Source organism: Pseudomonas oryzicola (genome assembly GCF_014269185.2).
GTDB lineage: Bacteria > Pseudomonadota > Gammaproteobacteria > Pseudomonadales > Pseudomonadaceae > Aquipseudomonas > Aquipseudomonas oryzicola.
This window is the reverse complement of record NZ_JABWRZ020000003.1, coordinates 20,366-46,057: the sequence shown is the minus strand read 5'-3', so window position 1 is coordinate 46,057 and position 25,692 is coordinate 20,366. Positions and strand designations below refer to the sequence as shown.

Annotated in this window: 29 protein-coding genes, 1 tRNA gene and 1 pseudogene; 16 read left to right on the top strand and 15 right to left on the bottom strand. The window is 63.6% G+C overall.

Annotated elements, in window-relative coordinates; genetic code table 11:
* Positions 1–26: 26 nt before the first annotated feature.
* The 3 genes and pseudogenes from glyA to HU760_RS24795 all read left to right on the top strand — a co-directional run bounded on the left by glyA (position 27) and on the right by HU760_RS24795 (position 3,473).
* Positions 27–1,292, top strand: a complete 1,266-nt coding sequence (gene glyA, locus HU760_RS22385; RefSeq protein WP_186678001.1) for a serine hydroxymethyltransferase — start codon at positions 27–29, stop codon at positions 1,290–1,292.
* A 159-nt stretch (positions 1,293–1,451) separates the two neighbouring features.
* Positions 1,452–2,615, top strand: a pseudogene (locus HU760_RS24800) (HAMP domain-containing protein); the annotation flags it as partial.
* A complete protein-coding gene (locus tag HU760_RS24795) occupies positions 2,592–3,473 on the top strand; it encodes a methyl-accepting chemotaxis protein (RefSeq protein WP_437179866.1) in 882 nt (293 codons plus the stop codon). The pseudogene HU760_RS24800 and the gene HU760_RS24795, both read left to right, overlap by 24 nt.
* 128 nt (positions 3,474–3,601) lie before the next feature.
* On the opposite strand, the gene HU760_RS22375 is transcribed toward HU760_RS24795, so the two are convergent.
* Positions 3,602–4,792 (bottom strand): benzoate/H(+) symporter BenE family transporter, encoded by a 1,191-nt coding sequence (locus HU760_RS22375; protein WP_186677995.1) that lies wholly within the window; start codon positions 4,790–4,792, stop codon positions 3,602–3,604.
* Between the two features lie 145 nt (positions 4,793–4,937).
* On the opposite strand from HU760_RS22375, the gene HU760_RS22370 reads away from it, so the two are divergent.
* Entirely contained in the window at positions 4,938–5,540 is a 603-nt protein-coding gene (locus HU760_RS22370) for a glutathione S-transferase family protein (RefSeq protein ID WP_186677992.1), read from the top strand.
* Between the two features lie 29 nt (positions 5,541–5,569).
* On the opposite strand, the gene HU760_RS22365 is transcribed toward HU760_RS22370, so the two are convergent.
* From HU760_RS22365 to HU760_RS22345, 5 genes are all read right to left on the bottom strand, one after another.
* Entirely contained in the window at positions 5,570–5,941 is a 372-nt protein-coding gene (locus HU760_RS22365; RefSeq protein ID WP_186677989.1) for a glutaredoxin family protein, read from the bottom strand.
* A 61-nt stretch (positions 5,942–6,002) separates the two neighbouring features.
* Entirely contained in the window at positions 6,003–6,548 is a 546-nt protein-coding gene (gene folE, locus HU760_RS22360) for a GTP cyclohydrolase I FolE (protein WP_170028840.1), read from the bottom strand.
* Positions 6,549–6,618: 70 nt separating this feature from the next.
* Positions 6,619–7,179, bottom strand: a complete 561-nt coding sequence (locus HU760_RS22355) for a Smr/MutS family protein (RefSeq protein ID WP_186677986.1) — start codon at positions 7,177–7,179, stop codon at positions 6,619–6,621.
* Between the two features lie 204 nt (positions 7,180–7,383).
* Positions 7,384–7,704 (bottom strand): hypothetical protein, encoded by a 321-nt coding sequence (locus HU760_RS22350; RefSeq protein ID WP_186677983.1) that lies wholly within the window; start codon positions 7,702–7,704, stop codon positions 7,384–7,386.
* Positions 7,705–7,756: 52 nt separating this feature from the next.
* Complete coding sequence (locus HU760_RS22345) at positions 7,757–8,347, bottom strand: cysteine hydrolase family protein (RefSeq protein WP_063911663.1); 591 nt, start codon at positions 8,345–8,347, stop codon at positions 7,757–7,759.
* A 180-nt stretch (positions 8,348–8,527) separates the two neighbouring features.
* On the opposite strand from HU760_RS22345, the gene prmB reads away from it, so the two are divergent.
* Complete coding sequence (gene prmB, locus HU760_RS22340; RefSeq protein WP_186677980.1) at positions 8,528–9,436, top strand: 50S ribosomal protein L3 N(5)-glutamine methyltransferase; 909 nt, start codon at positions 8,528–8,530, stop codon at positions 9,434–9,436.
* Positions 9,437–9,530: 94 nt separating this feature from the next.
* On the opposite strand, the gene HU760_RS22335 is transcribed toward prmB, so the two are convergent.
* On the bottom strand, positions 9,531–10,313 hold the full coding sequence (locus HU760_RS22335; protein WP_186677977.1) for a hypothetical protein: 783 nt from the start codon (positions 10,311–10,313) through the stop codon (positions 9,531–9,533).
* Between the two features lie 65 nt (positions 10,314–10,378).
* The gene (locus HU760_RS22330) at positions 10,379–11,338 is read right to left on the bottom strand and encodes an alpha/beta hydrolase (protein WP_186677974.1); all 960 of its coding nucleotides are present in this window, start codon (positions 11,336–11,338) and stop codon (positions 10,379–10,381) included.
* A 181-nt stretch (positions 11,339–11,519) separates the two neighbouring features.
* Here HU760_RS22330 and aroC point away from each other — a divergent pair, with 181 nt between their 5' ends.
* The 3 genes from aroC (at position 11,520) to HU760_RS22315 (ending at position 14,437) form a co-directional block, all read left to right on the top strand.
* Positions 11,520–12,611 carry a chorismate synthase gene (aroC, locus tag HU760_RS22325; protein ID WP_186677971.1) on the top strand — a complete coding sequence of 364 codons (1,092 nt, stop codon included), beginning with the start codon at positions 11,520–11,522 and terminating at the stop codon, positions 12,609–12,611.
* Between the two features lie 132 nt (positions 12,612–12,743).
* Positions 12,744–13,901 carry an MFS transporter gene (locus HU760_RS22320; protein WP_186677958.1) on the top strand — a complete coding sequence of 386 codons (1,158 nt, stop codon included), beginning with the start codon at positions 12,744–12,746 and terminating at the stop codon, positions 13,899–13,901.
* Complete coding sequence (locus HU760_RS22315) at positions 13,901–14,437, top strand: oxidase (protein ID WP_186677954.1); 537 nt, start codon at positions 13,901–13,903, stop codon at positions 14,435–14,437. Before HU760_RS22320 ends, HU760_RS22315 begins: the two co-directional genes overlap by 1 nt.
* A gap of 65 nt (positions 14,438–14,502) precedes the next feature.
* On the opposite strand, the gene HU760_RS22310 is transcribed toward HU760_RS22315, so the two are convergent.
* Entirely contained in the window at positions 14,503–14,775 is a 273-nt protein-coding gene (locus HU760_RS22310) for a DUF3509 domain-containing protein (protein ID WP_170028849.1), read from the bottom strand.
* Between the two features lie 267 nt (positions 14,776–15,042).
* Here HU760_RS22310 and HU760_RS22305 point away from each other — a divergent pair, with 267 nt between their 5' ends.
* Together HU760_RS22305 and HU760_RS22300 are read left to right on the top strand one after the other, a co-directional pair.
* Positions 15,043–15,567 (top strand): ankyrin repeat domain-containing protein, encoded by a 525-nt coding sequence (locus HU760_RS22305; RefSeq protein ID WP_186677951.1) that lies wholly within the window; start codon positions 15,043–15,045, stop codon positions 15,565–15,567.
* A 59-nt stretch (positions 15,568–15,626) separates the two neighbouring features.
* The gene (locus HU760_RS22300; protein WP_186677948.1) at positions 15,627–16,157 is read left to right on the top strand and encodes a hypothetical protein; all 531 of its coding nucleotides are present in this window, start codon (positions 15,627–15,629) and stop codon (positions 16,155–16,157) included.
* A gap of 106 nt (positions 16,158–16,263) precedes the next feature.
* Here HU760_RS22300 and HU760_RS22295 read toward each other — a convergent pair whose 3' ends face one another.
* Positions 16,264–17,202, bottom strand: coding sequence for a ZIP family metal transporter (locus tag HU760_RS22295; protein ID WP_186677946.1), 939 nt, complete (start codon positions 17,200–17,202; stop codon positions 16,264–16,266).
* A 125-nt stretch (positions 17,203–17,327) separates the two neighbouring features.
* On the opposite strand from HU760_RS22295, the gene HU760_RS22290 reads away from it, so the two are divergent.
* The 4 genes from HU760_RS22290 to HU760_RS22275 all read left to right on the top strand — a co-directional run bounded on the left by HU760_RS22290 (position 17,328) and on the right by HU760_RS22275 (position 20,643).
* Entirely contained in the window at positions 17,328–17,519 is a 192-nt protein-coding gene (locus HU760_RS22290) for a PLDc N-terminal domain-containing protein (RefSeq protein ID WP_186677943.1), read from the top strand.
* 140 nt (positions 17,520–17,659) lie between these two features.
* Positions 17,660–19,735 carry an LTA synthase family protein gene (locus HU760_RS22285; protein WP_186677940.1) on the top strand — a complete coding sequence of 692 codons (2,076 nt, stop codon included), beginning with the start codon at positions 17,660–17,662 and terminating at the stop codon, positions 19,733–19,735.
* 163 nt (positions 19,736–19,898) lie between these two features.
* Positions 19,899–20,135: a hypothetical protein gene (locus HU760_RS22280; RefSeq protein WP_186677937.1), complete on the top strand. Its 237-nt coding sequence runs from the start codon at positions 19,899–19,901 to the stop codon at positions 20,133–20,135.
* A gap of 175 nt (positions 20,136–20,310) precedes the next feature.
* Positions 20,311–20,643 carry a ribonuclease E inhibitor RraB gene (locus tag HU760_RS22275; RefSeq protein ID WP_186677934.1) on the top strand — a complete coding sequence of 111 codons (333 nt, stop codon included), beginning with the start codon at positions 20,311–20,313 and terminating at the stop codon, positions 20,641–20,643.
* A 115-nt stretch (positions 20,644–20,758) separates the two neighbouring features.
* On the opposite strand, the gene HU760_RS22270 is transcribed toward HU760_RS22275, so the two are convergent.
* Together HU760_RS22270 and HU760_RS22265 are read right to left on the bottom strand one after the other, a co-directional pair.
* The gene (locus tag HU760_RS22270; protein ID WP_186677932.1) at positions 20,759–21,559 is read right to left on the bottom strand and encodes a cytochrome c; all 801 of its coding nucleotides are present in this window, start codon (positions 21,557–21,559) and stop codon (positions 20,759–20,761) included.
* 66 nt (positions 21,560–21,625) lie between these two features.
* On the bottom strand, positions 21,626–21,868 hold the full coding sequence (locus HU760_RS22265) for a hypothetical protein (RefSeq protein WP_186678281.1): 243 nt from the start codon (positions 21,866–21,868) through the stop codon (positions 21,626–21,628).
* Positions 21,869–22,086: 218 nt separating this feature from the next.
* Here HU760_RS22265 and HU760_RS22260 point away from each other — a divergent pair, with 218 nt between their 5' ends.
* Positions 22,087–22,818 (top strand): amidotransferase, encoded by a 732-nt coding sequence (locus HU760_RS22260; protein WP_186677929.1) that lies wholly within the window; start codon positions 22,087–22,089, stop codon positions 22,816–22,818.
* Positions 22,819–22,849: 31 nt separating this feature from the next.
* Here HU760_RS22260 and HU760_RS22255 read toward each other — a convergent pair whose 3' ends face one another.
* From HU760_RS22255 to HU760_RS22245, 3 genes are all read right to left on the bottom strand, one after another.
* Positions 22,850–23,821, bottom strand: coding sequence for a magnesium and cobalt transport protein CorA (locus tag HU760_RS22255; protein WP_186677926.1), 972 nt, complete (start codon positions 23,819–23,821; stop codon positions 22,850–22,852).
* 64 nt (positions 23,822–23,885) lie between these two features.
* The gene (locus tag HU760_RS22250; RefSeq protein ID WP_186677923.1) at positions 23,886–24,605 is read right to left on the bottom strand and encodes a lysophospholipid acyltransferase family protein; all 720 of its coding nucleotides are present in this window, start codon (positions 24,603–24,605) and stop codon (positions 23,886–23,888) included.
* A gap of 81 nt (positions 24,606–24,686) precedes the next feature.
* The gene (locus HU760_RS22245) at positions 24,687–25,376 is read right to left on the bottom strand and encodes a crotonase/enoyl-CoA hydratase family protein (RefSeq protein WP_186677922.1); all 690 of its coding nucleotides are present in this window, start codon (positions 25,374–25,376) and stop codon (positions 24,687–24,689) included.
* A gap of 199 nt (positions 25,377–25,575) precedes the next feature.
* On the opposite strand from HU760_RS22245, the gene HU760_RS22240 reads away from it, so the two are divergent.
* Positions 25,576–25,665: transfer RNA gene (locus HU760_RS22240), tRNA-Ser, on the top strand.
* Positions 25,666–25,692: the final 27 nt, after the last annotated feature.

The window sequence follows — 25,692 nt, the reverse complement described above, 5'->3', positions numbered from 1 at the left end:
TTTTCTTGTTACAGGACCTGACCTACATGTATGACTCATCCCTGACCCTCAGCGATTTTGATGCCGAGTTGTGCGACGCCATTCATGGCGAAGCACTCCGCCAGGAAGATCACGTCGAGCTGATCGCTTCGGAAAACTATGCCAGCCCGCTGGTCATGAAAGTGCAGAACTCGGTGTTTACCAACAAGTACGCCGAAGGCTACCCGGGCAAGCGTTACTACAGCGGTTGCGAATATGTCGACGTGGCCGAGCGCCTGGCCATCGAGCGGGTCAAGAAGCTGTTCGATTGCGATTATGCCAACGTCCAGCCCCACGCCGGGGCCCAGGCCAACGCTGCGGTGTTCCTGGCGCTGATAAGCCCAGGTGATACGGTGATGGGCATGAACCTGGCCCAGGGCGGACACCTTACCCATGGCAACCCGTCCAACTTCTCCGGCCGCCATTACAAGATCGTCCCCTACGGCCTGGACCCCGAGACCGGGCTGATCAACTACGACGAAATGGAGCGCATCGCCCTCGAGACCCGGCCCAAAATGCTCATTGGCGGCTTCTCGGCCTACTCGCGTCACAAGGACTGGGCGCGCATGCGTGCCATCGCCGACAAGGTCGGGGCGATTTTCTGGGTCGATATGGCCCACGTTGCCGGCCTGGTGGCGGCGGGCGAATACCCCAACCCGCTGCCCCATGCCCATGTCGTCACCAGCACCACGCACAAGACCCTGCGTGGTCCGCGAGGCGGCCTGATTCTTTCCAAGGGGCAGGACGATACGTTCTACAAGAAGCTCGATTCGGCCGTATTCCCCGGGGTTCAGGGTGGCCCGTTGATGCACCAGATCGCGGCCAAGGCGGTGGCATTCAAGGAAGCCCTGGCGCCGGAGTTCAAGACCTATCAGCAGCAGATCGTAGTCAATGCCCGGGCGATGGCCGCGGTCTTGCAAGCGCGCGGTTACAAGATTGTTTCCGGCGGCACCGACAACCACATGATGCTGATCGACCTGTCCGCCAAACCGTATACCGGCAAGGAGGCTGATGCAGCGCTGAGCAACGCGTATATCACCGCCAACAAGAACTCGGTGCCCAATGATCCACGCTCGCCATTCGTGACTTCGGGCCTGCGCATCGGCACCCCGGCGGTGACTACCCGTGGCTTCAGCGTAAGCGACTGCGAGCAACTGGCGGGCTGGTTGTGCGATGTGCTTGACGCCCTGGAGACTGGGCGTATCGAGCAGGTCACCCAGCAGGTGCGCGAACAAGTGGTCGCACTGTGCAGGCGTCATCCGGTTTATCGTTGACGCACCCTGATTTTCCCCCAGGCTCCAACCTTTGAAGGGTTGGAGCCGCCTCAATGTCGCCCACGGACAGGAAGCCCGCGCCCAGGCCTTCTTTCTGCACGAAGGGCGACCTGCGCAAAGCTGATAGCGACACCCTCGTAGCTATTTGACACTATTCTGATGTCAGCCACTTGTTCATCGGCTGGCAACGTTGCCACCCTTGGCCTTCAAGATAACCTCGCCAGCAGAAGGGGAATCGGCATGGGCGCGAGCAAGCACGGTGTGCTGGCCAACCTGGGCATGGCCCGCAAACTCGGCCTGGGCTTTGCCCTGGTGCTGGTGCTGACCCTGGCGGTGGCGGCCATTGGCATTGCGGCGCTGCACAGTGTCAGCCAGCGCTTCGACAGCTTGCGTCAGTTGGCCCAGTTCAATACCGACCTGCTGCGCCTGCGCCAGCACGAGCAGGCGTTTGCCCTGCGCTCCGACATACAGCAGGCCGAGGCCTTGCGCAGTGGTCTGAAGAGCCTGGTCGAACGCGCCCGTGGCCTGCCGGCGCTGGCCGCGACGGAAGCCGACCTGACGGCCTATGGGCAAGCCTTCGAGGCGTTTGTCGAGGCGGTGCAGGCCAAGGAGCTGGCGCTGGACATGGCCAGCTGGTCGGTGTCCAGCGTGGCCAACAACCTCGATGTGCTGCAAGCCGGCCTGGCCGATGATGGCGTGTACACCCTCAAGCAGTCGCAAGGGCAGCAGGGCGGTGAGTTCCTGGAGCAGGCCGCGCAAGTGGCGCAGGTATCGCGGCTGATGCTGCAGGCCATGGACGAAGCGCGGGTACGCCTGGAAAAAAGCCGCAAGGGTGAAGAAGGCGTCAGCCAGGAGCGCATTGCCCAGACCGTTGAGGCCGCCAGCCTGGTCGGCCAGCTGCAGGGCGCGGTCAGCGATGCCGGCTACCAGAGCGTGCTGGGCGAAGTGGCGGGGCACATCGGCAGCTTCTCGGAGAAACTCAACGAATACACTGACCAGCTGGCCCGCGAGCAGGGCCTGAAGGCGCAACTGCAGGCCAGTGCCGAGCAGGTCACCGGGCGCGTCGACCAGGCCTACCTGGGCCAGGAGCAGGCGCTGCAGGGCGACCTGCAACGCAACGCCGTGGCCATTGGCGTGGCGACGGCGCTGGCGCTATTGGTCGGTGTGCTGGCTGCCTGGTTGATCACCCGCGCCGTGGTCGGCCCACTCAAGCACGTGATTGCCCGCGCCCAGCGCATTGCCGCCGGTGAACTGGGCTTCGACGCCCAGGCGCCACGCGGTGATGAGGTGGGGCAGCTGATGCAGGCCATGCAGCAGATGGCCGAGGGCCTCTCGGGCATTGTCAGCGGTTTGCAGCAGGGTATCGAGCAACTGGCCGGTAATGCCCAGGCGCTGTCGGCGGTGACCGAGCAGACCAACCGCGAGGTGGGTAGCCAGAAGGACGAAACCGAACAGGTGGCGACGGCCATGCAGCAGATGACCGCCACCGTCCACGATGTCGCGCGCAACGCCGAAGAGGCGGCCCAGGCGGCCCAGGCTGCGGATCAAAAGGTCGATTCCGGGCAGCAGGTGGTGCGCCAGAGCATGCAGCGTATCGAGCAACTGGCGGCGGCGGCGGAAACGGCCAGCGCTGGTATCGATAGCCTCAGTGCCGAGATTCACACCATCGGCGACGTGCTGGAAGTGATCAAGAGCGTGGCCGAACAGACCAACCTGCTGGCGCTCAATGCGGCTATCGAAGCGGCCCGGGCAGGTGAGCAAGGGCGTGGTTTTGCCGTGGTGGCTGATGAAGTGCGCGCCCTGGCGCGGCGTACCCGGCAATCGACCGAACAGATCGAGACCCTGGTCGCCAGCCTGCGCGGCAATGCCCAGCAGTCGGTGGCGCAGATCCGTGGCAGTACCGAACTGGTGCGCCTGGCAGTTGCCGATGCATTGCAGACTGAAAGCGCGCTGGGCAGCATTGCTGCAGCAGTGTCGTTGATCCAGCAGATGAACCAGCAAATTGCCGCAGCGGCCGAGCAGCAGAGTTCAGTGGCCGAAGAGATCAGCCGCAGCGTCACGCAGATCCGCAGCAGTGCCGACCAGGCGGCATTGGCAATGCAGGACAATGCCCGGTCGAGTGTCGAGCTGGCGCAGTTGGGCACCGACCTGAAGGGGATGGTGGGGCATTTCAGGTTGTGATCTGGCCCTGGGGCTTGTGTTGCCTGTACCGGCCCCTTCGCGGGCATGCCCGCTCCCACAGGGATATCACTGGGGCAGTGTGGGAGCGGGCGTGCCCGCGAAGAGGCCGGTACAGGCAACAAATACCTTCAGGCCTTGCGCGGGTTGAGGATCAGCAAGGTCAGCACCCCCGCCACAATCCCCCAGAACGCCGAACCGATGGAGAACAAGGTCAGCCCGGAAGCCGTGACCATGAAGGTAATCAACGCCGCCTCACGCTCACGTGCTTCGCTCATGGCCACGGTCAGCCCGTTCATGATCGAGCCAAACAGTGCCAGCGCGGCAATCGACAGCACCAGTTCTTTCGGCAGCGCCGCAAACAATGCCGCCAAAGTCGCGCCAAACACCCCGGCAATGCCATAGAAAATCCCGCACCACACTGCTGCGGTGTAACGTTTGGCCGGATCTTCATGGGCATGCGGGCCGGTGCAGATCGCCGCGCTGATCGCCGCCAGGTTGACCCCGTGCGAGCCGAATGGCGCCAACAGCAGCGAGGCAAAGCCGGTGGCCGAGATCAGCGGCGAGGCCGGCACCTGGTAGCCGTCCGCGCGCAGCACCGCCACGCCAGGCATGTTCTGCGAGGTCATGGCCACCACGAACAGCGGAATGCCGATACTGATAGTCGCCGCCAGTGAAAAGCTCGGCGTGGTCCATACCGGTGCAGCAACCTCCAGCCGGAAGCCGCTGAAGTCCAGCAGACCCAGGGCGCCGGACAACGTCGTGCCCACCAGCAGCGCGGCCAGCACGCAATAGCGCGGCGACAGGCGCTTGACCAGCAGGTAGCTGAAGAACATGCCCAGTACCAGCAAGGTGCGGTGCTGGGCGGCCACGAAGATTTCGCTGCCGATCTTGAACAGGATGCCTGCCAGCAGTGCCGAGGCCAGTGACGCCGGGATGCGTTTGACCAGGCGCTCGAAACTGCCGGTCAGGCCACAGATCAGCACCAGCACGGCGCAGGTGATGTAGGCGCCGATCGCTTCGCCATAACTGACCCCACCCAGGCTGGTGATCAACAAGGCTGCACCAGGGGTGGACCAGGCCACGGTGATTGGCGTGCGGTAGCGCAGCGACAGGCAGATGCTGCACACCGCCATGCCAATCGACAACGCCCAGATCCACGAAGAAATCTGCGCAGTGGTCAACCCGGCCGCCTGGCCGGCCTGGAACATCAGCACCAGCGAACTGGTATAGCCGGTGAGCATGGCGATGAAGCCGGCGACGACCGCCGATGGGGAGCTGTCCGCCAGTGGCCGCAGGCGAGCGGAAGTGGCATTGGTCATGAACAAAATCCTTGTAAAGGTGTAAGCAGTTTTTTCAGACTACAGCGAGCAAGATTGATCCTTGCCATACAGCGGCCATTGCTTTTAGCCGTACAGTCGCCAACTATTGGGCGCAAATGCAGAACTGCTTGGGAGTGAAGGGGCGATGTACAAGGTCTATGGCGACTACCAGTCGGGCAATTGCTACAAGATCAAGCTGATGTTGAGCCTGCTGGGCCGGCCGTATGAATGGCACCCGGTGGATATTCTCAAGGGCGAGACGGAAACGCCTGAGTTTCTGGCCATGAACCCCAACGGCAAGGTGCCGGTACTGCAGCTGGAGGATGGCAGCTACCTGTGGGAGTCCAATGCCATTCTCAACTTCCTGGCCGATGGCAGTGAATTCCTGCCGGCCGAGCCGCGCCTGCGCACCCAGGTGTTGCAGTGGCAGTTCTTCGAGCAGTACAGCCATGAGCCGTACATTGCCGTGGCGCGTTTCATCCAGTTCTACCTCGGCTTGCCGGATGATCGCGTGGAGGAGTACCGCAAGCTGCACAAGGGTGGATACAAGGCGCTGAGGGTGATGGAGCGGCAGCTGCAGATGACGCCGTACCTGGTCGGTGACCAGTATTCGATTGCCGATGTGGCGTTGTATGCCTATACCCACGTGGCCCATCAGGGCGGGTTCGACCTGGCCGATTACCCGGCAGTGAGGGCCTGGCTGGAGCGGGTCAGCGGCCACCCGCGGCATGTGCCGATGGTGAGTTGACCTTCAGCGGCCCTATTGCTGGCAAACCGTCAGGCCGACGCGAACCGCTCATCCAGGTAGGCAATGATGGCCTTGGACTCATACATCCAGGTCACTTTGCCTGCTTCTTCGATGCGCAGGCACGGCACCTTCACCCGGCCACCGCCTTCCGCCAGGGCCTGGCGGTGTACCGGGTCGTTCTTGGCATCGCGCAGCGCCACCGGCACGTTCAGGCGGTGCAGGGTGCGGCGGGTCTTGACGCAGAACGGGCAGGCATGGAACTGGTACAGCGCCAGGCCCTTGGCGGCTTGCTCGACCTGGGCCTGGGCGGCGGCGTCGCGCTTGCGCTTGGCTGGGCGGCTGATCCAGTCACCGAACACGATGAGCTGGCCGAGGCCAACCCGCAGGGCTTTGACGATCATGGGCAACTCCTGAACATGAAAAAGCCGACCCGGCAGGGTCGGCTTGGGGGACGGCAGCCAATCACTTGATCAGGCTGAGGAACTCGCTGCGGGTGGCGGCGTTTTCGCGGAATTCACCCAGCATCACCGAAGTGATCATGGTCGAGTTCTGTTTCTCGACACCGCGCATCATCATGCACATGTGTTTGGCTTCGATGACCACGGCCACACCCGCTGCACCGGTGACCTGCTGCACGGCCTCGGCGATCTGGCGGCTGAGGTTTTCCTGGATTTGCAGGCGACGGGCGTACATGTCGACGATGCGGGCCACCTTCGACAGGCCCAGGACCTTGCCCTTGGGCAGGTACGCAACGTGGGCCTTGCCGATGAACGGCAGCATGTGGTGTTCGCACATCGAATACAGCTCGATGTCCCGGACCAGCACCATTTCGCTGTTGTCGGAGCTGAACAGCGCGTTGTTGGTGACTTCCTCCAGTGTTTGCTCATAACCGCGGCAAAGGTATTTCATCGCCTTTGCAGCCCGCTTGGGCGTGTCGAGCAGGCCCTCACGGGAGACGTCCTCGCCCAGCTGGCTGAGGATCTCGGTGTAGTTCTGTTCCAGGGACATGGATCTACCTGTGGGAAAAAATCGCAAAGACGAAGGGTACGGCGGCGAGGGCGGCGCTGCAAGCGTGGCGTTATTCGTCGCGGCCTTCGAGCATGGTTCGCTTGAGCATCACATACACCGCGCCGGTGCCGCCGTGGCGGGCGTTGCACGAGGCAAAACCCAGTACCTGCGGGTGCTGGCGCAACCAGGTGTTGACGTGGCTCTTGATCATCGGGCGCTTGCCGTCCAGGCGCGCGGCCTTGCCGTGGGTAACGCGCACGCAGCGCACCTCCAGCCTGGTGGCTTCGGCGATGAAGTCCCACAGGGTTTCGCGGGCCTTTTCCACGGTCATGCCGTGCAGGTCCAGGCTGCCTTCGAACGGAATCTGCCCCAGCTTCAGCTTGCGTAGCTGGCCTTCCTGCACGCCGTCGCGACGCCACAGCAATTCGTCTTCGGCGCCAACGTCGATGACGAACTGGTCGGACATGCCGTCGATCACCAGGGCCTTGTCACTACGCACCGTCGCCGCCTGGCGCAGGCCGGCCAGCTGCTGGCGGTCGGCCTTGGGTTTGCCGACCTCGGCGCGGTCGTGCTTGATCGGCTTCACACCGCGCACTTCGGCCTTGAACAGGGAAAAATCGTCGTCTTGCATGATGCCTCCACGTGGGCGGCGTAGTTTACGCGACTGCAGAGCGGTATGCAGCCATGTCGGGCTTGCCTGGCCTTTTGGGGGACGCGAAAGGGGGGGGCGAAGCGCCCCTCAGGAATCCAGCTTCGCCACTTGCATCTGCGGGGCCGCGTTGCGGCCCTTTCGCGACGCAAGGCCGCTACAAAGACCGCGTACGTAGCGTGGCGGTCAATCGTGCTTTTTCATCAGGTGTGGCGCCAGGTTCAGCTCACGCCCACGCCGCAGGCGAATGCGGCTGCGACGCCAGAAGCGCACGCCCAGCCACAGCAGCAGCAAGCCAGCCACGCTCAATACGCCGGACAACGGCTTGTTGGCATTGAGGTCCGCCAGGGCAGGGTAGTTGCCCAGCAGGCCGGCGACACCGGCCATCGCCAGCAGCACGCCCAGGGTGGCCAGCAGGGCCGACAGGCCGGCCGCCAGCCGCGCCCCCCAGTTACGCGGCTCGCGTGGGCGCAGGCGCTTGGCGTCGAAACTGCCTTTGAGCTTCATTCCGCTCTCCTCTGTGGATATCCGGAATTCGACCTGGGGCCCTCCATCGCGTTCAGATCAGGCTGGCGGTGGGGGCCACGCAAGCGAAGTTGTCGGCCATCACGGCCATTTCGCACTGGTGAATCTGCGCGGCCGGGATTACCCCATCCTTGAATGCCAGGTCGCGGGTCGCCGAAGCGTCTTCCACCAGGGTGCAGCGGTAACCATAGTCCTTGGCCCGGCGCACGGTGGTGCTGACACTGGAATGGCTCATGAAACCGCACACGATCAGGTCCAGATGGCCCAGTTCCTGGAGGGTCTCGTGCAGCTTGGTGTTCTTGAACGCGTTGGGCATGCGTTTCTCGATGACGATCTCGCCTTCCAGCGGCTCCAGCCCCGGAATGAACTGGCCGGCCGGCCCCTGTGGGTCGAAGCGGCCACCGACTGTGCCCAGATGGCGAACATGGATGATCGGACGGCCGCTCTTGCGCGCGGCGTCGAGCAACCTGGCGATGTTGGCCACGGCCTCGTCCATGCCCGACAGCGCCAGGGGCCCGCTGAGGTACTCCTTTTGCGCATCGATGATGATCAGGCTGGCGTGGCTCAGCTTGGCCGGCGGGTAGTCGCGGCCAGTGAGGCGGAACATCGTGGTTGGAACGGACATCAAGGGCTCCTTGGATAGGGCTTTTGTATACCTATTGTCCCCTGCCTTGGCGCCAATGGGAATGGTTGACAATGCAAGCGGCATGATTACTGGCCTGTGGCCGGCCAGCAGGCGATCCGAGGGAACAAATGTGCGGTCGGGGCTGTTAGACTTTTGTCCGGTCTGAATTAGGAGTACCCCGTGATCACATCCCGCCTGCGCACGCTGCGCGACTACATCCGCTGGGCGGTCAGCCGCTTCCACGAGCACGACCTGTTCTTTGGCCACGGTGCCGACAACGCCTGGGACGAGGCCCGCCTGCTGGTGCTGGGCGCGGTGCACTTGCCGTGGGAGGTGGCGGACAGCTACCTGGACTGCCGGCTCGAGGACGATGAGCGGGTGCGCCTGCAGCACCTGCTGAAGCGCCGTATCGAAGAACGCGTGCCGGCCGCCTACCTGCTGGGCGAGGCCTGGTTCTGCGGCATGTCGTTCATCGTCGACCCGCGTGTGCTGGTGCCACGTTCGCCGATTGGCGAGCTGATCGAGAAACGCTTCGAACCGTGGCTGGCCAGCGAACCGGCGCGCATTCTCGACCTGTGCACCGGTTCTGGCTGCATCGGTATCGTTGCCGCCGACGTGTTCCCCGACGCCGAGGTGGTGTTGGCCGACCTGTCGTTCGACGCGCTTGAAGTGGCCAACCAGAACATCGAGCGGCATGGCCTGGACGGGCGCGTGTACACCGTGCAGGGCGACGGTTTTGCCGGTTTGCCAGGGCAGCGTTTCGATCTGATCCTGTCCAACCCGCCGTATGTCGATGCCGAGGATTTCGACGACATGCCGGCCGAGTACCACCATGAGCCGGAGCTGGGCCTGGCGTGCGGCAATGACGGCCTGGACCTGGTACGGCGCATGCTGGCCGAAGCGGCCGACCACCTGACCGACAAGGGCTTGCTGATTGTCGAAGTGGGCAACAGCCAGGTGCATGTCGAGGCCTTGTACCCTGAGGTGGACTTCGCCTGGCTGGAGTTCGAGCGCGGCGGCCACGGCGTATTCATGCTGACTGCCGAGCAGTGCCGCCAGCATCAGGAGCTGTTCAAGGGCCGCGTCTGACGCCAGGCCCTCGCCACCACGGTTACCGCGCTGCCCTTGAGCGCAGCACGGTCCTTGTGGGAGCGGGTTCACCCGCGGAGCAGGCGATGCGGTCTCAGCGGGTCGCGATCCAGATCAGCAGCCCGGCCTGGAACACTGCAAAGGCCACCAGGCAAGTGATGGTAAAGCGCAAGCCGCTGTCTTCGCGCTGGTACTTGGCGACGCGTTCGTCGCGCTCACGCAGTTGCACTTCCTTTTCCTGCAATTGCTGGTCAGCCTGCTGCAGCAGGCTGGCGGCGTCGAGGATCTCCACCCGCTGCACGTGTTCGCTGTTCCACGCCCCCTTGAGCTGGCTCACCGTGGTTTCCACGGTTCGGCCCTTCAGGTGCTGGCCGTCCTCGTACTCCACCTCGATGCCGACCCCGCGCAGGCAGTGGTCGCGGCGCAGGCGCGAGTCTTCGTTCAGCGCATCCTTGCTCGGCAGCGCCATGCCCTCGACCCGGTAATGCGACCACTTGCGCTGCAGCCACTGCACGGCCTGAGCCAGCAGGAAACGGCCCAGGCCACGGTTCAAGGGTTCCAGTTGCAGACCGGTTTCCGCGCCAATGCGTACCAGGCGTTCGCCATGGTCAACGCGGATGTCCAGGCGGTTCTGTTCCTTGTGCACCTTCTGGCCCGGCAGCCTTATTTCCATGCGCAGCAGGCTGTGGGCCTTGTCGTGGCGCTCGGCATAGCCGAACTGCACAAAGCGCAGCGGCCGTGCGCCGGTGCTGCGGTCGGTGGGCAGGGCGGCCAGGCGTAGCAGCTGGAAGTGTTCGACGCTCAGCTCGGCCCAGGGCAGGGCCGGGCTTTCCTGGGATTCTTCGGCCGGCTCTGCGGCGGCGGGGGTGGTGGTCATCAGGGCTTGTCCTCGGCTATGCCTGCTGTATCGGCAGGCATGCCCGAGACCTGAGCCCGTTTACCTCACGCCGAAGGCAAATGCTGGATGAACGTCACGATCCGCTCACCCAGCTCGCGCGCCAGCGGCAGCTCGGGGTTGAGGTAGCTGTCGCGTTGCTGGCTCATGCCCTTGGGGCTGATGCGCAACATATGGTTCATGCCGTCGATCAGGACCAGCTGGGCATCCGGCTTGGCCGCCTTGAGCCGCTCGGCGTCGTCCACATCCACCTGCACGTCGTTGCGCCCCTGCACGATCAGTGCGGGCATGGGCAAGCGGGCAAAGGCCGCCGCCGGGTTCTGCCGGAACAGCGAAATCAGGTAGGGCTGCACGCTGGGGCGGAACACCTGGCGCAGCGGTGCCGGTACTTCCAGGCTGGTTTGCCCGGCCTGCAGGCGGTCGAGCAGGGCGCTGCCACCGGCCAGTTGCGCCGGCGGCAGGCGCTGGGCCAATTGCTCGCGCAGCACATCGGCCAGCGGCCGGCCACTGCCGGCCAAGGTAATCACCGCGCTGGCGCCGGCCTGTTCGGCGGCCAGGCTGGCGATCAGCGCGCCTTCGCTATGGCCGATCAGGATCAGCGGGCCAAAGCGCGGGTCGGCCTTCAGCTTGTGGCTCCAGGCGACCACATCGGCCACGTAGCGCTCCACGCTGAGGTCACGCTCGTCGGGGGTGGCCGGCTGGCTGGCGGCGACCCCGCGCTTGTCGTAGCGGACGCTGGCGATGTGTTCGTTGGCCAACAGCAGGGCCAGGCGCTTGAGGTTGTCGACCCGGCCCGAGGCCGGGTTGTTGCCGTCGCGGTCGGTGGGGCCGGAGCCGGCGATGATCAGCACCACTGGCGGCGGGGTGGCCTGCTGTGGCAGCAGCAGGCTGCCGTGCAGCACACCCTGGCCGGTATCGAGGTCGATCGGGCGTTGCAGCACGGTGGGGGCGGCCTGGGCCAGGCCGGTGCACAGCAGGAAGAACAGGGCGACGAGGCGCGACATCATGCGGTACTACAGTGGGGAGATGTCAGTTTGACCCTATGTCCTTGGGAAGGTTCTCGGCCTGAGCATGCCAGGCGCGGCCTCTCGCTGGTAAACCCACAGGATCACGATGCCCAGCACAGGCGAGCAATCCATCTGTATACTGCCGCTTTCGTTCACTTCAGGCAGATCTCGCGGAGCGTCCATGTCCGGCAATACCTACGGCAAGCTGTTCACTGTCACCACCGCTGGCGAGAGCCATGGCCCGGCGTTGGTCGCCATTGTCGATGGATGCCCACCGGGCCTGGAAATTTCCCTGGCCGACCTGCAGCACGACCTGGACCGGCGCAAGCCCGGCACCAGCCGGCACACCACCCAGCGCCAGGAAGCCGACGAGGTGGAGATCCTCTCCGGCGTCTTCGAAGGCCGCACCACCGGCTGCTCGATCGGCCTGCTGATCCGCAACACCGACCAGAAGTCCAAGGACTATTCGGCGATCAAGGACCTGTTCCGCCCGGCCCATGCCGACTACACCTACCACCACAAGTACGGCATCCGCGACTACCGCGGCGGTGGCCGCAGCTCGGCCCGCGAAACTGCCATGCGCGTGGCCGCCGGCGCCATCGCCAAGAAGTACCTGGCCACCCAGGGCATCAGCGTGCGTGGCTACATGAGCCAGCTGGGTCCGATCGAAATCCCGTTCAAGAGCTGGGAGTCGGTGGAACAGAACACCTTCTTCAGCCCCGACCCGAGCAAGGTGCCGGAGCTGGAGGCCTACATGGACCAGCTGCGCCGCGACCAGGATTCGGTGGGCGCCAGGATCACCGTGGTCGCCGAAGGTGTGATGCCGGGCCTGGGCGAGCCGATCTTCGACCGCCTGGATGCCGAGCTGGCCCACGCGCTGATGAGCATCAACGCAGTCAAGGGTGTGGAAATCGGTGCCGGCTTCGCCTGCGTGGCCCAGCGCGGTACGGAACACCGTGATGAGCTGACTCCGCAAGGCTTCCTCAGCAACAACGCTGGCGGCATCCTCGGTGGCATCTCTTCGGGCCAGCCGATCGTTGCCCACCTGGCGCTGAAACCGACCTCCAGCATTACCACCCCGGGCCGCTCCATCGACATCGACGGCAACCCGGTAGACGTCATCACCAAGGGCCGCCACGACCCGTGCGTGGGCATCCGTGCCACGCCGATCGCCGAGGCGATGATGGCCATTGCGCTGATGGACCATCTGCTGCGCCACCGTGCGCAGAATGCCGATGTGAAAGTGGACACCCCGGTGCTGGGCCAGCTCTGATTCGCCAGTACCGGCCTCTTCGCGGGCATGCCCGCTCCCACAGGTTCATCACCGCTTTCAGAGTCTGTGGGTTCCCTGTGGGAGCGGGCGCGCCCGCGAAGAGGCCGGCACAGGTCCCCACAAGGGCATCCCATGCAGCAACCAATCCCCTACTGGCGCCTGTCCAGCTTCTACCTGTTCTACTTCGCCCTGCTCGGCTCCACCGCCCCGTTCCTGGCGTTGTATTTCGACCACCTGGGCTTCTCCCCGGCGCGTATCGGCGAACTGGTGGCCATCCCCATGCTCATGCGTTGCGTCGCCCCCAACCTGTGGGGCTGGCTGGGCGATCGCAGCGGCCAGCGCTTGCTGATCGTGCGCCTGGGCGCGTTGTCGACCCTGGCCACCTTCGCCCTGATCTTCTTCGGCAAGAGCTATGCCTGGCTGGCGCTGGTCATGGCTTTGCATGCGTTCTTCTGGCACGCGGTGCTGCCACAGTTCGAGGTCATCACCCTGGCCCACCTGCACGGGCAAACCGCCCGCTACAGCCAGGTGCGCCTGTGGGGCTCGATCGGCTTCATCCTCACTGTGGTCGGCCTGGGCCGGCTGTTCGAGTGGCTGAGCCTGGATATCTACCCGGTGGCCCTGGTCACGATCATGGCCGGGATCGTCGCCGCCAGCCTGTGGGTGCCCAATGCACAACCGCTGGAACAGGGCGAGCGCCGCAGCGCCGGTGGCTTCCTGCAGCAACTGCGTGCCCCCGGGGTGATCGCGTTCTACGCCTGCGTGGCGTTGATGCAACTCAGCCACGGGCCGTACTACACCTTCCTCACCCTGCACCTCGAACACCTGGGCTACAGCCGTGGTGCCATCGGCTTGTTGTGGGCGCTTGGGGTAGTCGCTGAAGTGCTGGTGTTCATGTTCATGAGCCGGATTTTCGCGCGCTTTTCCGTGCAGCGGGTGCTGTTGGCCAGCTTCGTGCTGGCGGCGCTGCGCTGGCTGTTGCTGGGCAACCTGGCCGGCGAGCCGGCAGTGCTGGTATTCGCCCAGCTGCTGCACGCGGCCACCTTCGGCTGCTTCCACGCTGCCAGCATCGCGTTCGTCCAGGCCAGCTTCGGCGCTCGTCAGCAGGGCCAGGGCCAGGCGCTGTATGCGGCGCTGTCCGGCACCGGCGGGGCGCTGGGGGCGTTGTATTCGGGCTATAGCTGGAAACTGCTGGGGCCCACCTTCACCTTTGGTATGGCCAGCGCCGCAGCCTTGGCCGCAGCCGTTATCATTGCCCTTTGTTCGCAAACGACCAGGACCCGCCCCTGATGAGCATTCTCAGCGTTTTTCACACTTCCAGCCCGGAGCTGCCGAACAAGGTGCTGACCCATCACGATGACCTCGCCGCCACCCTGGCCGAACAGGGCGTGGTTTTTGCCCATGCCGAACATGGCCTGCGGGTGCGCCCGGGCACGGCCGAGGAGGAGGTCCTGTGCGCCTGCCGCGAGCACCTGGACCAGTTGATGACAGCGCATGGCAGCAAAGCCTTCGTGGTGCTCAACCGCGATGGTGCCGACCCGGCGCAGGTAGACCTGCGCGATGAACACGTGCATGACGCTGACGAGGTGTTTGCCGTGATCAGCGGGCGTGCCCAGGTTGGCCTGCGTTCGGGCGACTGGGTGTATTCGCTGCTGTGCGAGAAGGGCGACCAGTTGGTGGTGCCGGCGGGGACCCGACGCTGGGTAGAGCTGGGCGATACGCCTTTTTGCCTGGCGCTGCGCCTGTATGCCAGCGAGAAAGGTGTGCAGCCGCGTTTTACCGGGGATGAAAGTGCCAGGGCGTTTCTGGGTATCGATGAATTGTAATGGCTTTACCGGCCTCTTCGCGGGCTTGCCCGCCCGCGAAGAGGCTAGTTCAGCCAAGCCCAGGCTCAGCGGTAGGTAGGCAGAGCGAAGCGCTGCTGGCTTTGCAGCATGGAAATCACCGGCAACTCGCTGGCCTGCTCGGCCAGGTCACGGCGGATGGCGCTGATCGCCCACGACAGCTGTTCGGCGCTGTGCAGTTGGCCGTAGGTCAGCACCCGACGGGTAACCTTGCCGTCGGCCGCGCGCAGGGTCAGCAGGATACCGCCGTCCGGACGGGGCTGGGTCGTGACCTGGTAGGCTGGAAATACCGAGACGAACTTTTCCTGGATGAGGTCCATATCAACTCCTGGCAGGTTAGTGGCAATCGTGAACAGGTAGATTGCACTGACCGTGCCAAGCGTTCGTCTTTGCAAATATCCTTTGAAATCAACTGGTTATGAGAATTTTGAAAATGGCTTGCCGTGCAATCTGCAAGGTCGTGCATTTTGCACAGTGCATTTTGCACGGCCCGCCTGTCGCCTATCGACGCGATAGAAACTGAACCTTTGACCGGCAACCGGGGCCTGACAAACACTTGGGCAATGTTTGATGCCAGGAGGTTCCCGATGTCCCCCCAAACCGCACCCGCCACCATGACCGCAGACGAAGCGGCCGCTTTCGCCGAGCAGGTATTCGACCGTGCCCGCCAGGGCGATGCCGACATGCTCGGGCGCTTGCTGGCCAGCGGCCTGCCGGCCAACCTGCGTAACCACAAGGGCGATACCTTGCTGATGCTGGCCAGCTACCACGGCCATCATGACGCCGTGCGGGTGCTGCTGGCACACGGCGCCGACCCGCTGATTGCCAATGACAACGGCCAGTTGCCCATCGCCGGTGCCGCGTTCAAGGGCGACCTGGCCATGATCCGCCTGCTGCTCGAGCACGGCGTGCCGGTGGATGCCGCCGCGCAGGATGGCCGCACCGCCTTGATGCTGGCGGCCATGTTCAACCGCGGCGAAATCCTCGACTACCTGCTGGCCCAGGGCGCCGACCCGGCGCGCCAGGATGCCCGCGGCGCCACCGCGCTGATGGCGGCGCAAACCATGGGCGCAGTGGACGCCGCAGCACGTCTGCAAGCGCTGGCCGGCTAACTGCAAGGGGGCATTTGCGGCTATCCTTGGCGACTTTTCATCCGTCGCAGGCCCCTTTCATGAAAACTCAGTTGCTCGAATTCATCAGCCTCATTGGCGCTGGCTGCATGCGCGAGGAGGACATCGAGCGCATCGCCGACGAAGCCGCCCAGGCCTACGCCGACCCGGCTGCCTTCCTCGCCGCCAACCCCGACATCAACTACGACGACAGCTTCCCTATCCCGCTGGGCGAATGGGTAGTGCTGGGCAGCCTGCCGGACACTGTGCTGTTCCAGGCCGACAGTTACCAGGCGCTGTTCGAGCAGATCAGCGCTTCGTTCGACCAGAGCGTACCGTTCACTCTCAAACCCAAGCAGCTGGCCCGCACCGAGCCGCTGACCGCGCTCAACCGCATCCAGGTGCAGATGGGTGCGCTGAACAAAGAGGCGGGGGGGTATGTACTGCTCAACTTCAGTCAGTTGCTGGATGACGAGCTGCAGATGGTGATGGTGGGGCAGAACGACCTGGCACGGGTGCTGGAGCTGGGGGCGGAAGTGGGCATCAGGGTTGAGCCAGCCCTGGAAGCCTTGAAGGTAGCGGTACACGTCTGATTGCATGTTTCGCTTCTTCGCGGATAAATCCGCTCCTACAGGCCGAGTGATCTCCCGGTAGGAGCGGATTTATCCGCGAAGAGTCCGGCCCAGGCAGTTGGCAACTTCAGCCCAGCGCCGTATCCAGAAACATCATCACCGCAAACCCACCCATCAGCCCCAGGGTCGCGGTGGTCTGGTGCCCATTGCGGTGGGTTTCGGGAATCACCTCATGGCTTACCACGAAGATCATCGCCCCTGCCGCCAGCCCCATGCTGATCGGGTAGGCCAGGGCAAAGCCGGTCGAGATACCCAGGCCGATCACTGCGCCCAGCGGCTCCATCAGCCCCGATCCGATCGCCACCAGCGCCGCTTTCAGGTTCGACAACCCGGTGGCACGCAAGGCCAGGGCCACGGCCAGCCCTTCGGGGATGTCCTGAATGGCGATGGCGGAGGTCAGCGGCAGGCCGATGTTCATGTCGCCGTTGGCAAAGCTCACGCCGATCGCCATGCCTTCGGGCAGGTTATGCAGGGTGATTGCCAGCACGAACAGCCAGACCCGGCTGAACCGTTCGGTTTCCGGCCCGGCTAAGCCGACGCGTTCGTGCTCGTGCGGGGTAAAACGGTCCAGGCCGAGCATCAGCAGCACGCCCAGGCCCATGCCCACGACTACGGTAAGGGCCGCAGCAGGGCCATTGCCGGTGATTTCCCGGGCAGCCTCCAGGCCCGGCAGAATCAGTGAGAACGAACTGGCTGCGAGCATCATGCCGGCGGCAAAGCCCAGCATCACGTCCTGGCTTCGCGTGCTGACGTCACGCAGCACCACTGCCAGCACTGCACCCAGGGCCGTCGCGCCGAAGCCGGACAGCCCCCCCAGCGTCGCCAGGTGCAGGTGCTGTGCATGGTCGCCGTGAATGGCGTTCCACAGGCTTGCCCCCAGCAGTACCAGCACCGCCAGCAGGCTCAGCGCCAGGCCGGCGCCGATCCACGGGCTGTTGTTGATCTGCTGGCGCCAGGCACTGATGCCTGACGGCGGGACGACGCTGTGGGTGTGTGCAGGTGGCATGGCAACCTCGAAATCGGTGGATGGGCCAGTTTATGCAGTGACCCGGGCAAACGGCCAAGGATTCCCTTCTATCGACGTGATAGCTGGCTATGCTGTGCAGCAAAGCCTTTCACAGGAGTTTTGCCATGGGGTCGACATTCAACAGCCTGGTCGGGCTGATCATCCTGGCGCTGGATATCTGGGCCATTCTCAATGTAATCAAAAGCGCCAGCGAGGTGGGTATCAAGGTGCTGTGGATCTTGCTGATTGCCCTGCTGCCGGTGGTGGGGCTGGTGATCTGGGCGATAGCCGGGCCACGGGGTAATGTGCGTTTCTGAGCGGCGCAACGGACAAAACCGGCAACACCCCCGTGACAAAATTTTCACATTGGGTTAAACAGAATTCGCACCCGCACCATGCTGCGTTGGTTCACACCTGCGCCATCTCCGCAAACCGCAATCCTAGGACTTTCCCATTCATGGCCAACCCTGACGCCTTGAAGCAACGGGGCGCGCGAGCGCCGTTCCCGCCGACCCTGAAATCCCACCTGGCCTATACGCTGCTCAGCGGCCTGGTGATCCTGCTGATGCTCAGCCTCGTGCGCCTGGCGCTGCTGGTCTACAACAGCGACATGATCGGTGAAACCTCCTATGCGACTGTCGCTGAAGGCTTCCTCAACGGCCTGCGCTTCGACTTGCGGGTGGTGGTGTACCTGAGCATTCCGCTGCTGCTGGCCATCCTCAGCCCCTGGGCCATGGCCCGGCGTGGCGTGTTTCGTTTCTGGCTGACCATCAGCTCGAGTGTGGTGATGTTCCTCGGCCTGATGGAAATGGATTTCTACCGCGAGTTCCACCAGCGCCTCAACGGCCTGGTCTTCCAGTACATCAAGGAAGACCCGAAAACCGTGTTGAGCATGCTCTGGTACGGCTTCCCGGTGGTGCGTTACCTGCTGGCCTGGCTGTTCGGTACCTGGCTGCTGAGCCTGCTGTTCAAGGGCATCGACCGCATCACCCGCGGCGATGGCAACGGCGAAGCCACCCCGCAGCGCCGCGTAGCGCCGTGGTACAACCGCCTGGCCGTGTTCATGGTAATCCTGCTGGTGGCCGTGGTTGCCGCGCGGGGCACCCTGCGCCAGGGCCCGCCGATGCGCTGGGGTGATGCCTTCACCACCGATTCCAACTTCGTCAACCAGCTGGGCCTGAACGGCACCCTGACCCTGATCGATGCCGCCAAGAGCCGGTTCGGCGAGGACCGCGCCAACATCTGGAAGCCGGTGCTGCCGCAGGACGTGGCCACGCAAAGCGTGCGCGAGCAACTGCTGACCGCCAACGACACGCTGGTCGACGCCGACGAGGCTGCCATCCGCCGCGACTTCACGCCGCCGGCCGAGCGCACCCTGCCGATCAAGAACGTGGTGGTGATCCTGATGGAAAGCTTTGCCGGCCACTCGGTGGGTGCGCTGGGCAGCCCCAACAACATCACCCCGTACTTCGACAAGCTGGCCAAGGAGGGCCTGCTGTTCGATCGCTTCTTCTCCAACGGCACCCATACCCACCAGGGCATGTTCGCCACCATGGCCTGCTTCCCCAACCTGCCAGGCTTCGAATACCTGATGCAGACCCCGGAAGGCGGCCACAAGCTGTCTGGCCTGCCGGCCTTGCTCAGCGCCCGCGATTACGACGACATGTACGTCTACAATGGCGACTTCGCCTGGGATAACCAGTCCGGGTTCTTCGGCAACCAGGGCATGACCACCTTCATTGGCCGTAACGACTTCGTCAACCCGGTGTTCTCCGACCCGACCTGGGGCGTGTCCGACCAGGACATGTTTGACCGTGGCGCCGAAGAGCTGGCCAAGCACGACGGCAAGAAGCCGATCTACGCACTGTTGCAGACCCTGTCCAACCACACACCGTACGCGCTGCCCAAGGACCTGCCGGTGGAGAAGGTCACCGGCCAGGGCCGCCTGGATGAGCACCTCACCGCCATGCGTTATTCGGACTGGGCGCTGGGCCAGTTCTTCGAGAAGGCGCGCAAGGAGCCGTATTTCAAGGAAACCCTGTTCGTCATCGTCGGCGACCATGGCTTTGGCAACCAGCAGCAGGTCACTGAACTGGACCTGGGGCGCTTCAACGTGCCGTTGCTGCTGATTGGCCCGGGCATCCAGGAGAAGTTTGGCGCGGTCAACCACACCGTGGGCACCCAGGTCGACATCGTGCCGACCATCATGGGCCGCCTGGGTGGCCAGGCGCGCCACCAGTGCTGGGGTCGCGACCTGCTCAACCTGCCTGAGGGCGACCAGGGCATGGGCATGATCAAGCCATCGGGCAGCGAACAGATCGTCGGTCTGGTGCAGGGCGACCGCATCCTGATCGAGTCCAAGGACATGACCCCGCGCATGTACCGCTACCAACTGGGGCGCGAGTTCAAGGCCGAGCTGATCGAAAGCCCGGATCAGCCGGAAATGCTGAAAAAGCTCGAGGCGTATATCCAGACGGCGACCAAGAGCCTGCTGGATAACACCGCCGGTGTGGTCCACGGTACACCGAAGTAGAAGCTCGATCGCCAGGGCCGCCATGCGGCCCTGGCGCGACACAAGGCCGCGCCTGCAAGCGCCGCGCTGCCGATATCTCAGGCGACTGAACATTCTTCTTGCCCCAAGGTCATTTATTCAGGCATCACACACCTGTGTTCCTTGAATTGAGAGGGCTCGTTCAATGAAAGAGTGGGAAGTCATCTTTGCCGATCAGAAAGGCGAACCGTCCTCGCTGGTGCTGCATGCCGAGCATTGTCCCAGTGAAGAGGACGCCGCCCGGGCCATACGCTCGCACCTGTTCCCGGTGATGGATGAACTGGACCTCAACGACTTCCAGGACCGCACCATTTCCCCCACCGCCCGCTGGCTCAAGGAGCAGAGCGGCGTGACCATCACTAGTATCCACGAAGCGCCCTGACCTGTACGTTTGCGTGGTGCCCTGGCAAGCACTACGCTGGTGGAAGGTGCCCGTTGTTCCGCAGGTTGGCACCGCATCCCTTCGCGTCTTGCATCAGCTCGAACTGCCCGGCCGCTGCCGGCAGGTGCGTAGTGCACGGAAAGTCTATCCATCGCATTATTCAGGAGGACGATTCATGAGCAGCCAGAACGACGATATCAGCAGCAACGTCCTGCGCCAGATGAAAGCAGGCGGTTTCGACTTCACCCAGATCCACCCCATCGAGTTCTACGCGGTATTCCCTGACGAGGCTGGGGCCCGTCGCGCCGCCGGGCAGTTTCGCGGCGAGTCCCTCAATGCCCAGGTGAAGGAGCTGGACGACGGTGCCTGGCACCTGGAACTGAGCAAGGTCATGTATGCCACCTATGGTGGGATAGGCGACTTCGAAGAAACCTTCGAGCAGCTGGTAACGCCCTATGGTGGCGAGGTGGAAGGGTGGGGAGTCAAGCAGGAGCGGGTCATCGCCTGAGCGTTTTGTGCTGTCTGCTTCGTGGGCGTGCCCACTCCTGCAGGTACCTGACCAGATTCAAACCTGTGGTCATCCTGTGGGAGCGGACGAGCCCGCGAAGAAGCACGCACGGCGCTCAAGGCCTGCGTTTGGCCATGTGCGCAAGATAAGCCAACAGGTTGTCCAGCTCCTGGTCGCTCAACACGCTTTGCGTAAACGCCGGCATCTTCGCCTGCGGCCATTGCCGCAGGCTCTGCGGGTCGCGAATCAGTTGCCGTAGATACCCCGGCTGGAAATACTCGGTCGGGTTGTGCGGCACATTCAGGTCCGGGCCCAGCTGTGCATCACCCGCGCCATTGAGCCGGTGGCAGGCCAGGCAGTTCTGCTGGAACAAGGCAAAGCCCTGGCGCACCGGGCTGTCGGCCGGCAGCTTCGAGTCGGGCAGCAGTGTCGGAAAGCGCGCTTCGACAGAGGCGAGCTTGCGAATCGTGGAAATCTGGTACGGCCACTGTTCCGGCCGGATGCCGCTGGCCTGCGGTGCAGTCCATACCAGGTAGAAAGGCCCGGCACTCGGTTTACCCTGGCCCAGTGCCGGCCACGGCTTGCCCGGGTCTTCCACTGCCAGCCAGGCCTGTGCCGGCCCGCGCTGCAGCAGCGGCGCGGCGGGCATCTCGGCAGCAAAACCGTCCAGTGCCACCGCCTGCAGATGGTCGCTGGCGTTCACGCCCTCGAGCAGCAAGGCCAACGGCACCGCGCGATAATGCATGGGCTGCTGATAGGACACGTCCTGGTCAATGCTGATTTCCCTGGCCTGCGGGTGGGCCAGCAGCTCGGCACTGCTCCACTGGCGCGACGTGGCGCCCAGTTCGAGGTGCAGTTGCGCCGCCGACAGCGGCAGGCTCAGGAGTAACGCTAACAGTACAAGGCAGTGGCGCATGGGTAATCTCCAACCATCAAGGCCAGCAGGTTACCTGTGCGTTGCCTGTTGACGCCACAGCGGCAATCAGCCGAACAGCCGTGTCAGGTTCGGCAGGATCAGCAGCAGAGTCGTGGCGAAGAGAATGAGCCCAGCTTGGCGAATTTTCGATTGTCGGAACATGGCGGACCGCCTTCTTGTTGTTATTCCTGAATACCCCTTGGCTTCCCTGTCGAGCTTCGGGCTGATCGCAGTGGCGTGGGTGGACGCCGGTACTGCCTGCCTCTTGAAAGTGGATATACAACCAACAGTAGGGTGTGCGTCATCCATGTTTGAGAACCCTTTGTTCTAAAAGTTTGCGATATCGACTTATCTGGCTATGAGGCCATGTGCCATCCGGCTGGCATCCTCTCGCTAGACAGTGGCGCAAGTGCCAGCAGGGCTCCGACGAAATGTGACCGTTCGTCAGTACACCCTACTTGCTTGTACGTGCCTTTCGCGTCAGTCTCTACAGCAGATTTCCACCCATGTCGTTCAGGACTATCCCTATGTCGTTACGCATCTGCATCCTTGAAACCGATGTCCTGCGACCGGAGTTGATCGCGCAGTACCAGGGCTACGGCAGGATGTTCGAACAGCTCTTCTCGCGTCAGCCGATCGCCGCCGAGTTTCGTGTGTACAACGTGATGAACGGCGACTACCCCGCCGACGAGGAAGTGTTCGATGCGTACCTGGTAACCGGCAGCAAGGCCGATTCCTTTGGTACCGAGCCTTGGATCCAGACCCTGAAGGCCTACCTGCTGAAGCTGTACGAGCGTGGCGAGAAGCTGTTGGGGGTGTGTTTCGGCCACCAACTGCTGGCGTTGACCCTGGGCGGCAAGGCCGAACGCGCCGAACAGGGCTGGGGCGTGGGCATTCATCGCTATTCGCTGGCAGCCCATGCGCCGTGGATGGACCCGGAAGTGTCGGAACTGACCTTGCTGATCAGCCACCAGGACCAGGTGACCGAGTTGCCCGAGGGGGCCACGGTGATTGCCTCCAGCGACTTCTGCCCGAACGCGGCCTATCACATAGGTGACCAGGTGCTGTGCTTCCAAGGCCACCCCGAATTCGTCCATGACTACTCCCGTGCGCTGCTGGATGCGCGCCAGGAATACCTGGGGGATGAGGTGTACCACAAGGCAGTGGCGAGCCTGGCCACCGAGCACCAGGGTGATCTGGTAGGGGAATGGATGTTGCGTTTCATCCAGCACCCCATCAGCAAGCACGACGCGGCATGACGGCCGGGTGGCCGCAACGCGGCCCGGCTTTCTAAAGCCAGCCCGACTTCTTGAAGCTGGCATAGAGCCCGGTACAGCCCAAGCCGATCACTCCCAGCACCGCGAAATACCCGTAGTGCCAACCCAGCTCCGGCATGTTCTGGAAGTTCATCCCGTAGATCCCGGCAATTGCCGTAGGGAACGCCAGGATCGCCGCCCAGGCGGCGAACTTGCGCTGCACGATGCTTTGCCGCGACGACTCCAGCAACATGCCGATCTCGATGGTCTGGCTGGCTATGTCGCGGATGCCGGCCAGGTCCTCCATCTGCCGTGTCACGTGGATCTGCACATCGCGGAAATACGGGCGCATGTTCTTGTCGATGAACGGGAAGCTCAGGCGTTGCAGTTCCTCGCTCACCTCCACCATCGGTGCCACATAGCGGCGCAGGCGCAGGATGTCGCGGCGCAGGCTGTGCAGGCGGCGGATATCGTCCTCCTGCAGGGAGCCGCCGAGCACGCTCTGCTCCAGCTCTTCGATCTCGCCATGAATGGCCTCGCTGACCGGCTGGTAGTTCTCGGTGACGAAGTCGAGCAGGGCGTACAGCACGAAGTCTTCGCCGTGCTCCAGCAGCAAAGGACGCGCCTCGCAGCGCTGACGCACCAGGGCGTAGGATTTCGAGTGGCCGTTGCGGCAGGTGATGATGTAGCCGTTGCCGGCGAAGATGTGGGTTTCGATGAACTCCAGCTTGCCTTCGTGGCGCACGGGCGAGTAGGTGACGATGAACAGGGCATCGCCGAAGGTTTCCAGCTTGGGCCGGCTGTGCTTTTCCAGGGCGTCTTCGATGGCCAGCTCGTGCAGGTTGAACTGGCGCTGCAGGTTGGCCAGTTCCTCGGCGTTGGGCTCTTCCAGGCCGATCCACACGAAGTGCCCCGGCTTGCGTGCCCACTCGCTGCCTTCGTCGATGCTGATGTTGGTGACCTTTCTGCCGGCGCTGTACACCGCCGATGCCACGACTCGACCCATGGTTGTTCGCTTATTCCGGTTGGACACGACGTACAGCTTGGGCCGTAGCAGGCTCAAGAGCAACCTAGCCTTTGGCCAGTTCGCCTTCCATGCGGTCAATGCACTGCTGCATCTGCCCCCGGCACTGTTCGATCAGCGCCGGCAGGTCCTGCAGGGTCATGCCGGCAGTGGCGATCGGGGGCAGCGAGCGCACGATCACCGTGCGCCGGCGCCAGCTGTTCAGGGCCAGGCGCCCGGCGTAACGGCTGACGCACACTGGCACGATCGGCACACCGGCCTCGATTGCCATGTGGAACGCACCCTTCTTGAATGCCAGCAGGTGCTCGCCGGCATTGCGTGTACCTTCCGGGAAAATCCAGATCGAGGTGTCGTCCTGCAGCACCCGAGTGGTCTTCTGCAGGGCCTTGCGTGCCTGGTAGGCGTTCTTGCGGTCGACCAGCACGTTGCCGCCCAGCCAGAACAGCTGGCCGAACAGCGGAATCCAGCCCAGGCTCTTCTTGCCGATGGCCACGGTGCGCTGGGGCACCACCTGGCCCAGCACGAACAGGTCGAAGTTGGACTGGTGGTTGGCGACGATCACGCAGCCGGGCGGCTGGTCCCACAGCGGGCCGACTTCGGCCTTGACCTTGAGCCGCATCAGCCAGGTGGCGGGCAGGCTGTAGAGGCGGGCGAATACACGGCTGTTGTCGGGGTTGAACGGGCGGCACAGGCCAATGATCAGGCCCACGGCGCCAACCACAAGAAAATGCAGCGCCAGCAGAAGCATGCGAAGGGAGTAGAGCATGGTACGACTCACACCAGACATTCGCCGCGCAGTGTACGGGTGTGCACTGGCGGCGGCAAACCCTGGTGTGAGCCAGTGCGCTCAGCCCATATGCTGCTGGTCCAGCTCGATCGCCTTGTCCAGCGCTTCCAGCAACCCTTTGCGCACCTTCAGCTTGGTGTTCTTGTGCGCCAGCATGTTCAGCTTCTTCAACTCGCGCGCCGCCGCCAGTGCGGCCTCTTGCAATTGTTCGGCAGGCACCACCTTGTCGAGGAAGCCGGCTTCCACCGCGCCTTGCGGGTCAAACACTTCGGCATTGATCACCGCGCGGTGGAAGGCCGAACGGCGCAAGCGGTCGCGGGCCAGTTCGATACCGGCATGGTGCATGGTCATGCCGATCTGCACTTCGTTCAGGCACACTTTGTACGGGCCTTCGACGCCGATGCGATAGTCGCCGGACAGCAGCAGGAACGCGCCCTTGGCCACGGCATTGCCCGGGCAGGCGACCACCACCGGGAACGGGTGCGAGAGCAGGCGGCGGGTGAGGGTAGAGCCGGCGGTGACCAGGCTGATGGCTTGTTTCGGGCCGCTGGTCATTACCTTGAGGTCGTAGCCACCCGACAGGATGCCTGGCTGGCCGGTGATGATCACCACCGCACGTTCTTCGGTGGCGCGGTCGAGCGCGGCGTTGAACGCTGCGATGACATCTGGCGAAATGGCATTGACCTTGCCGTTGTTCAGGGTCAGGGTGGTGATGCCGTCTTCGGCGTGGTAGGTAATCAGCTCGCTCATGGCAGAGTCCTTTTGTTGGCGTGGCGACGACGTTACCCAGCGCCAGGAGCCAGGTAAAGCAGCAAGGCTGACCGGTCGGTCAGCGTTCGCCGGGGCTCAAATGCAAATGCATGAAAAAATTGAAAAAAATGCTTGCCAAAGGAAAGACCTTCTACTAAATTAGCGCGCCTCGACAGGCTGAAAGGCTTGAAGAGAAAACGGTGAAGTGTCCGAGTGGTCGAAGGAGCACGCCTGGAAAGTGTGTATACGAGAAATCGTATCAAGGGTTCAAATCCCTTCTTCACCGCCACATTCTACGAAGAGCCCCCGCGCTGAA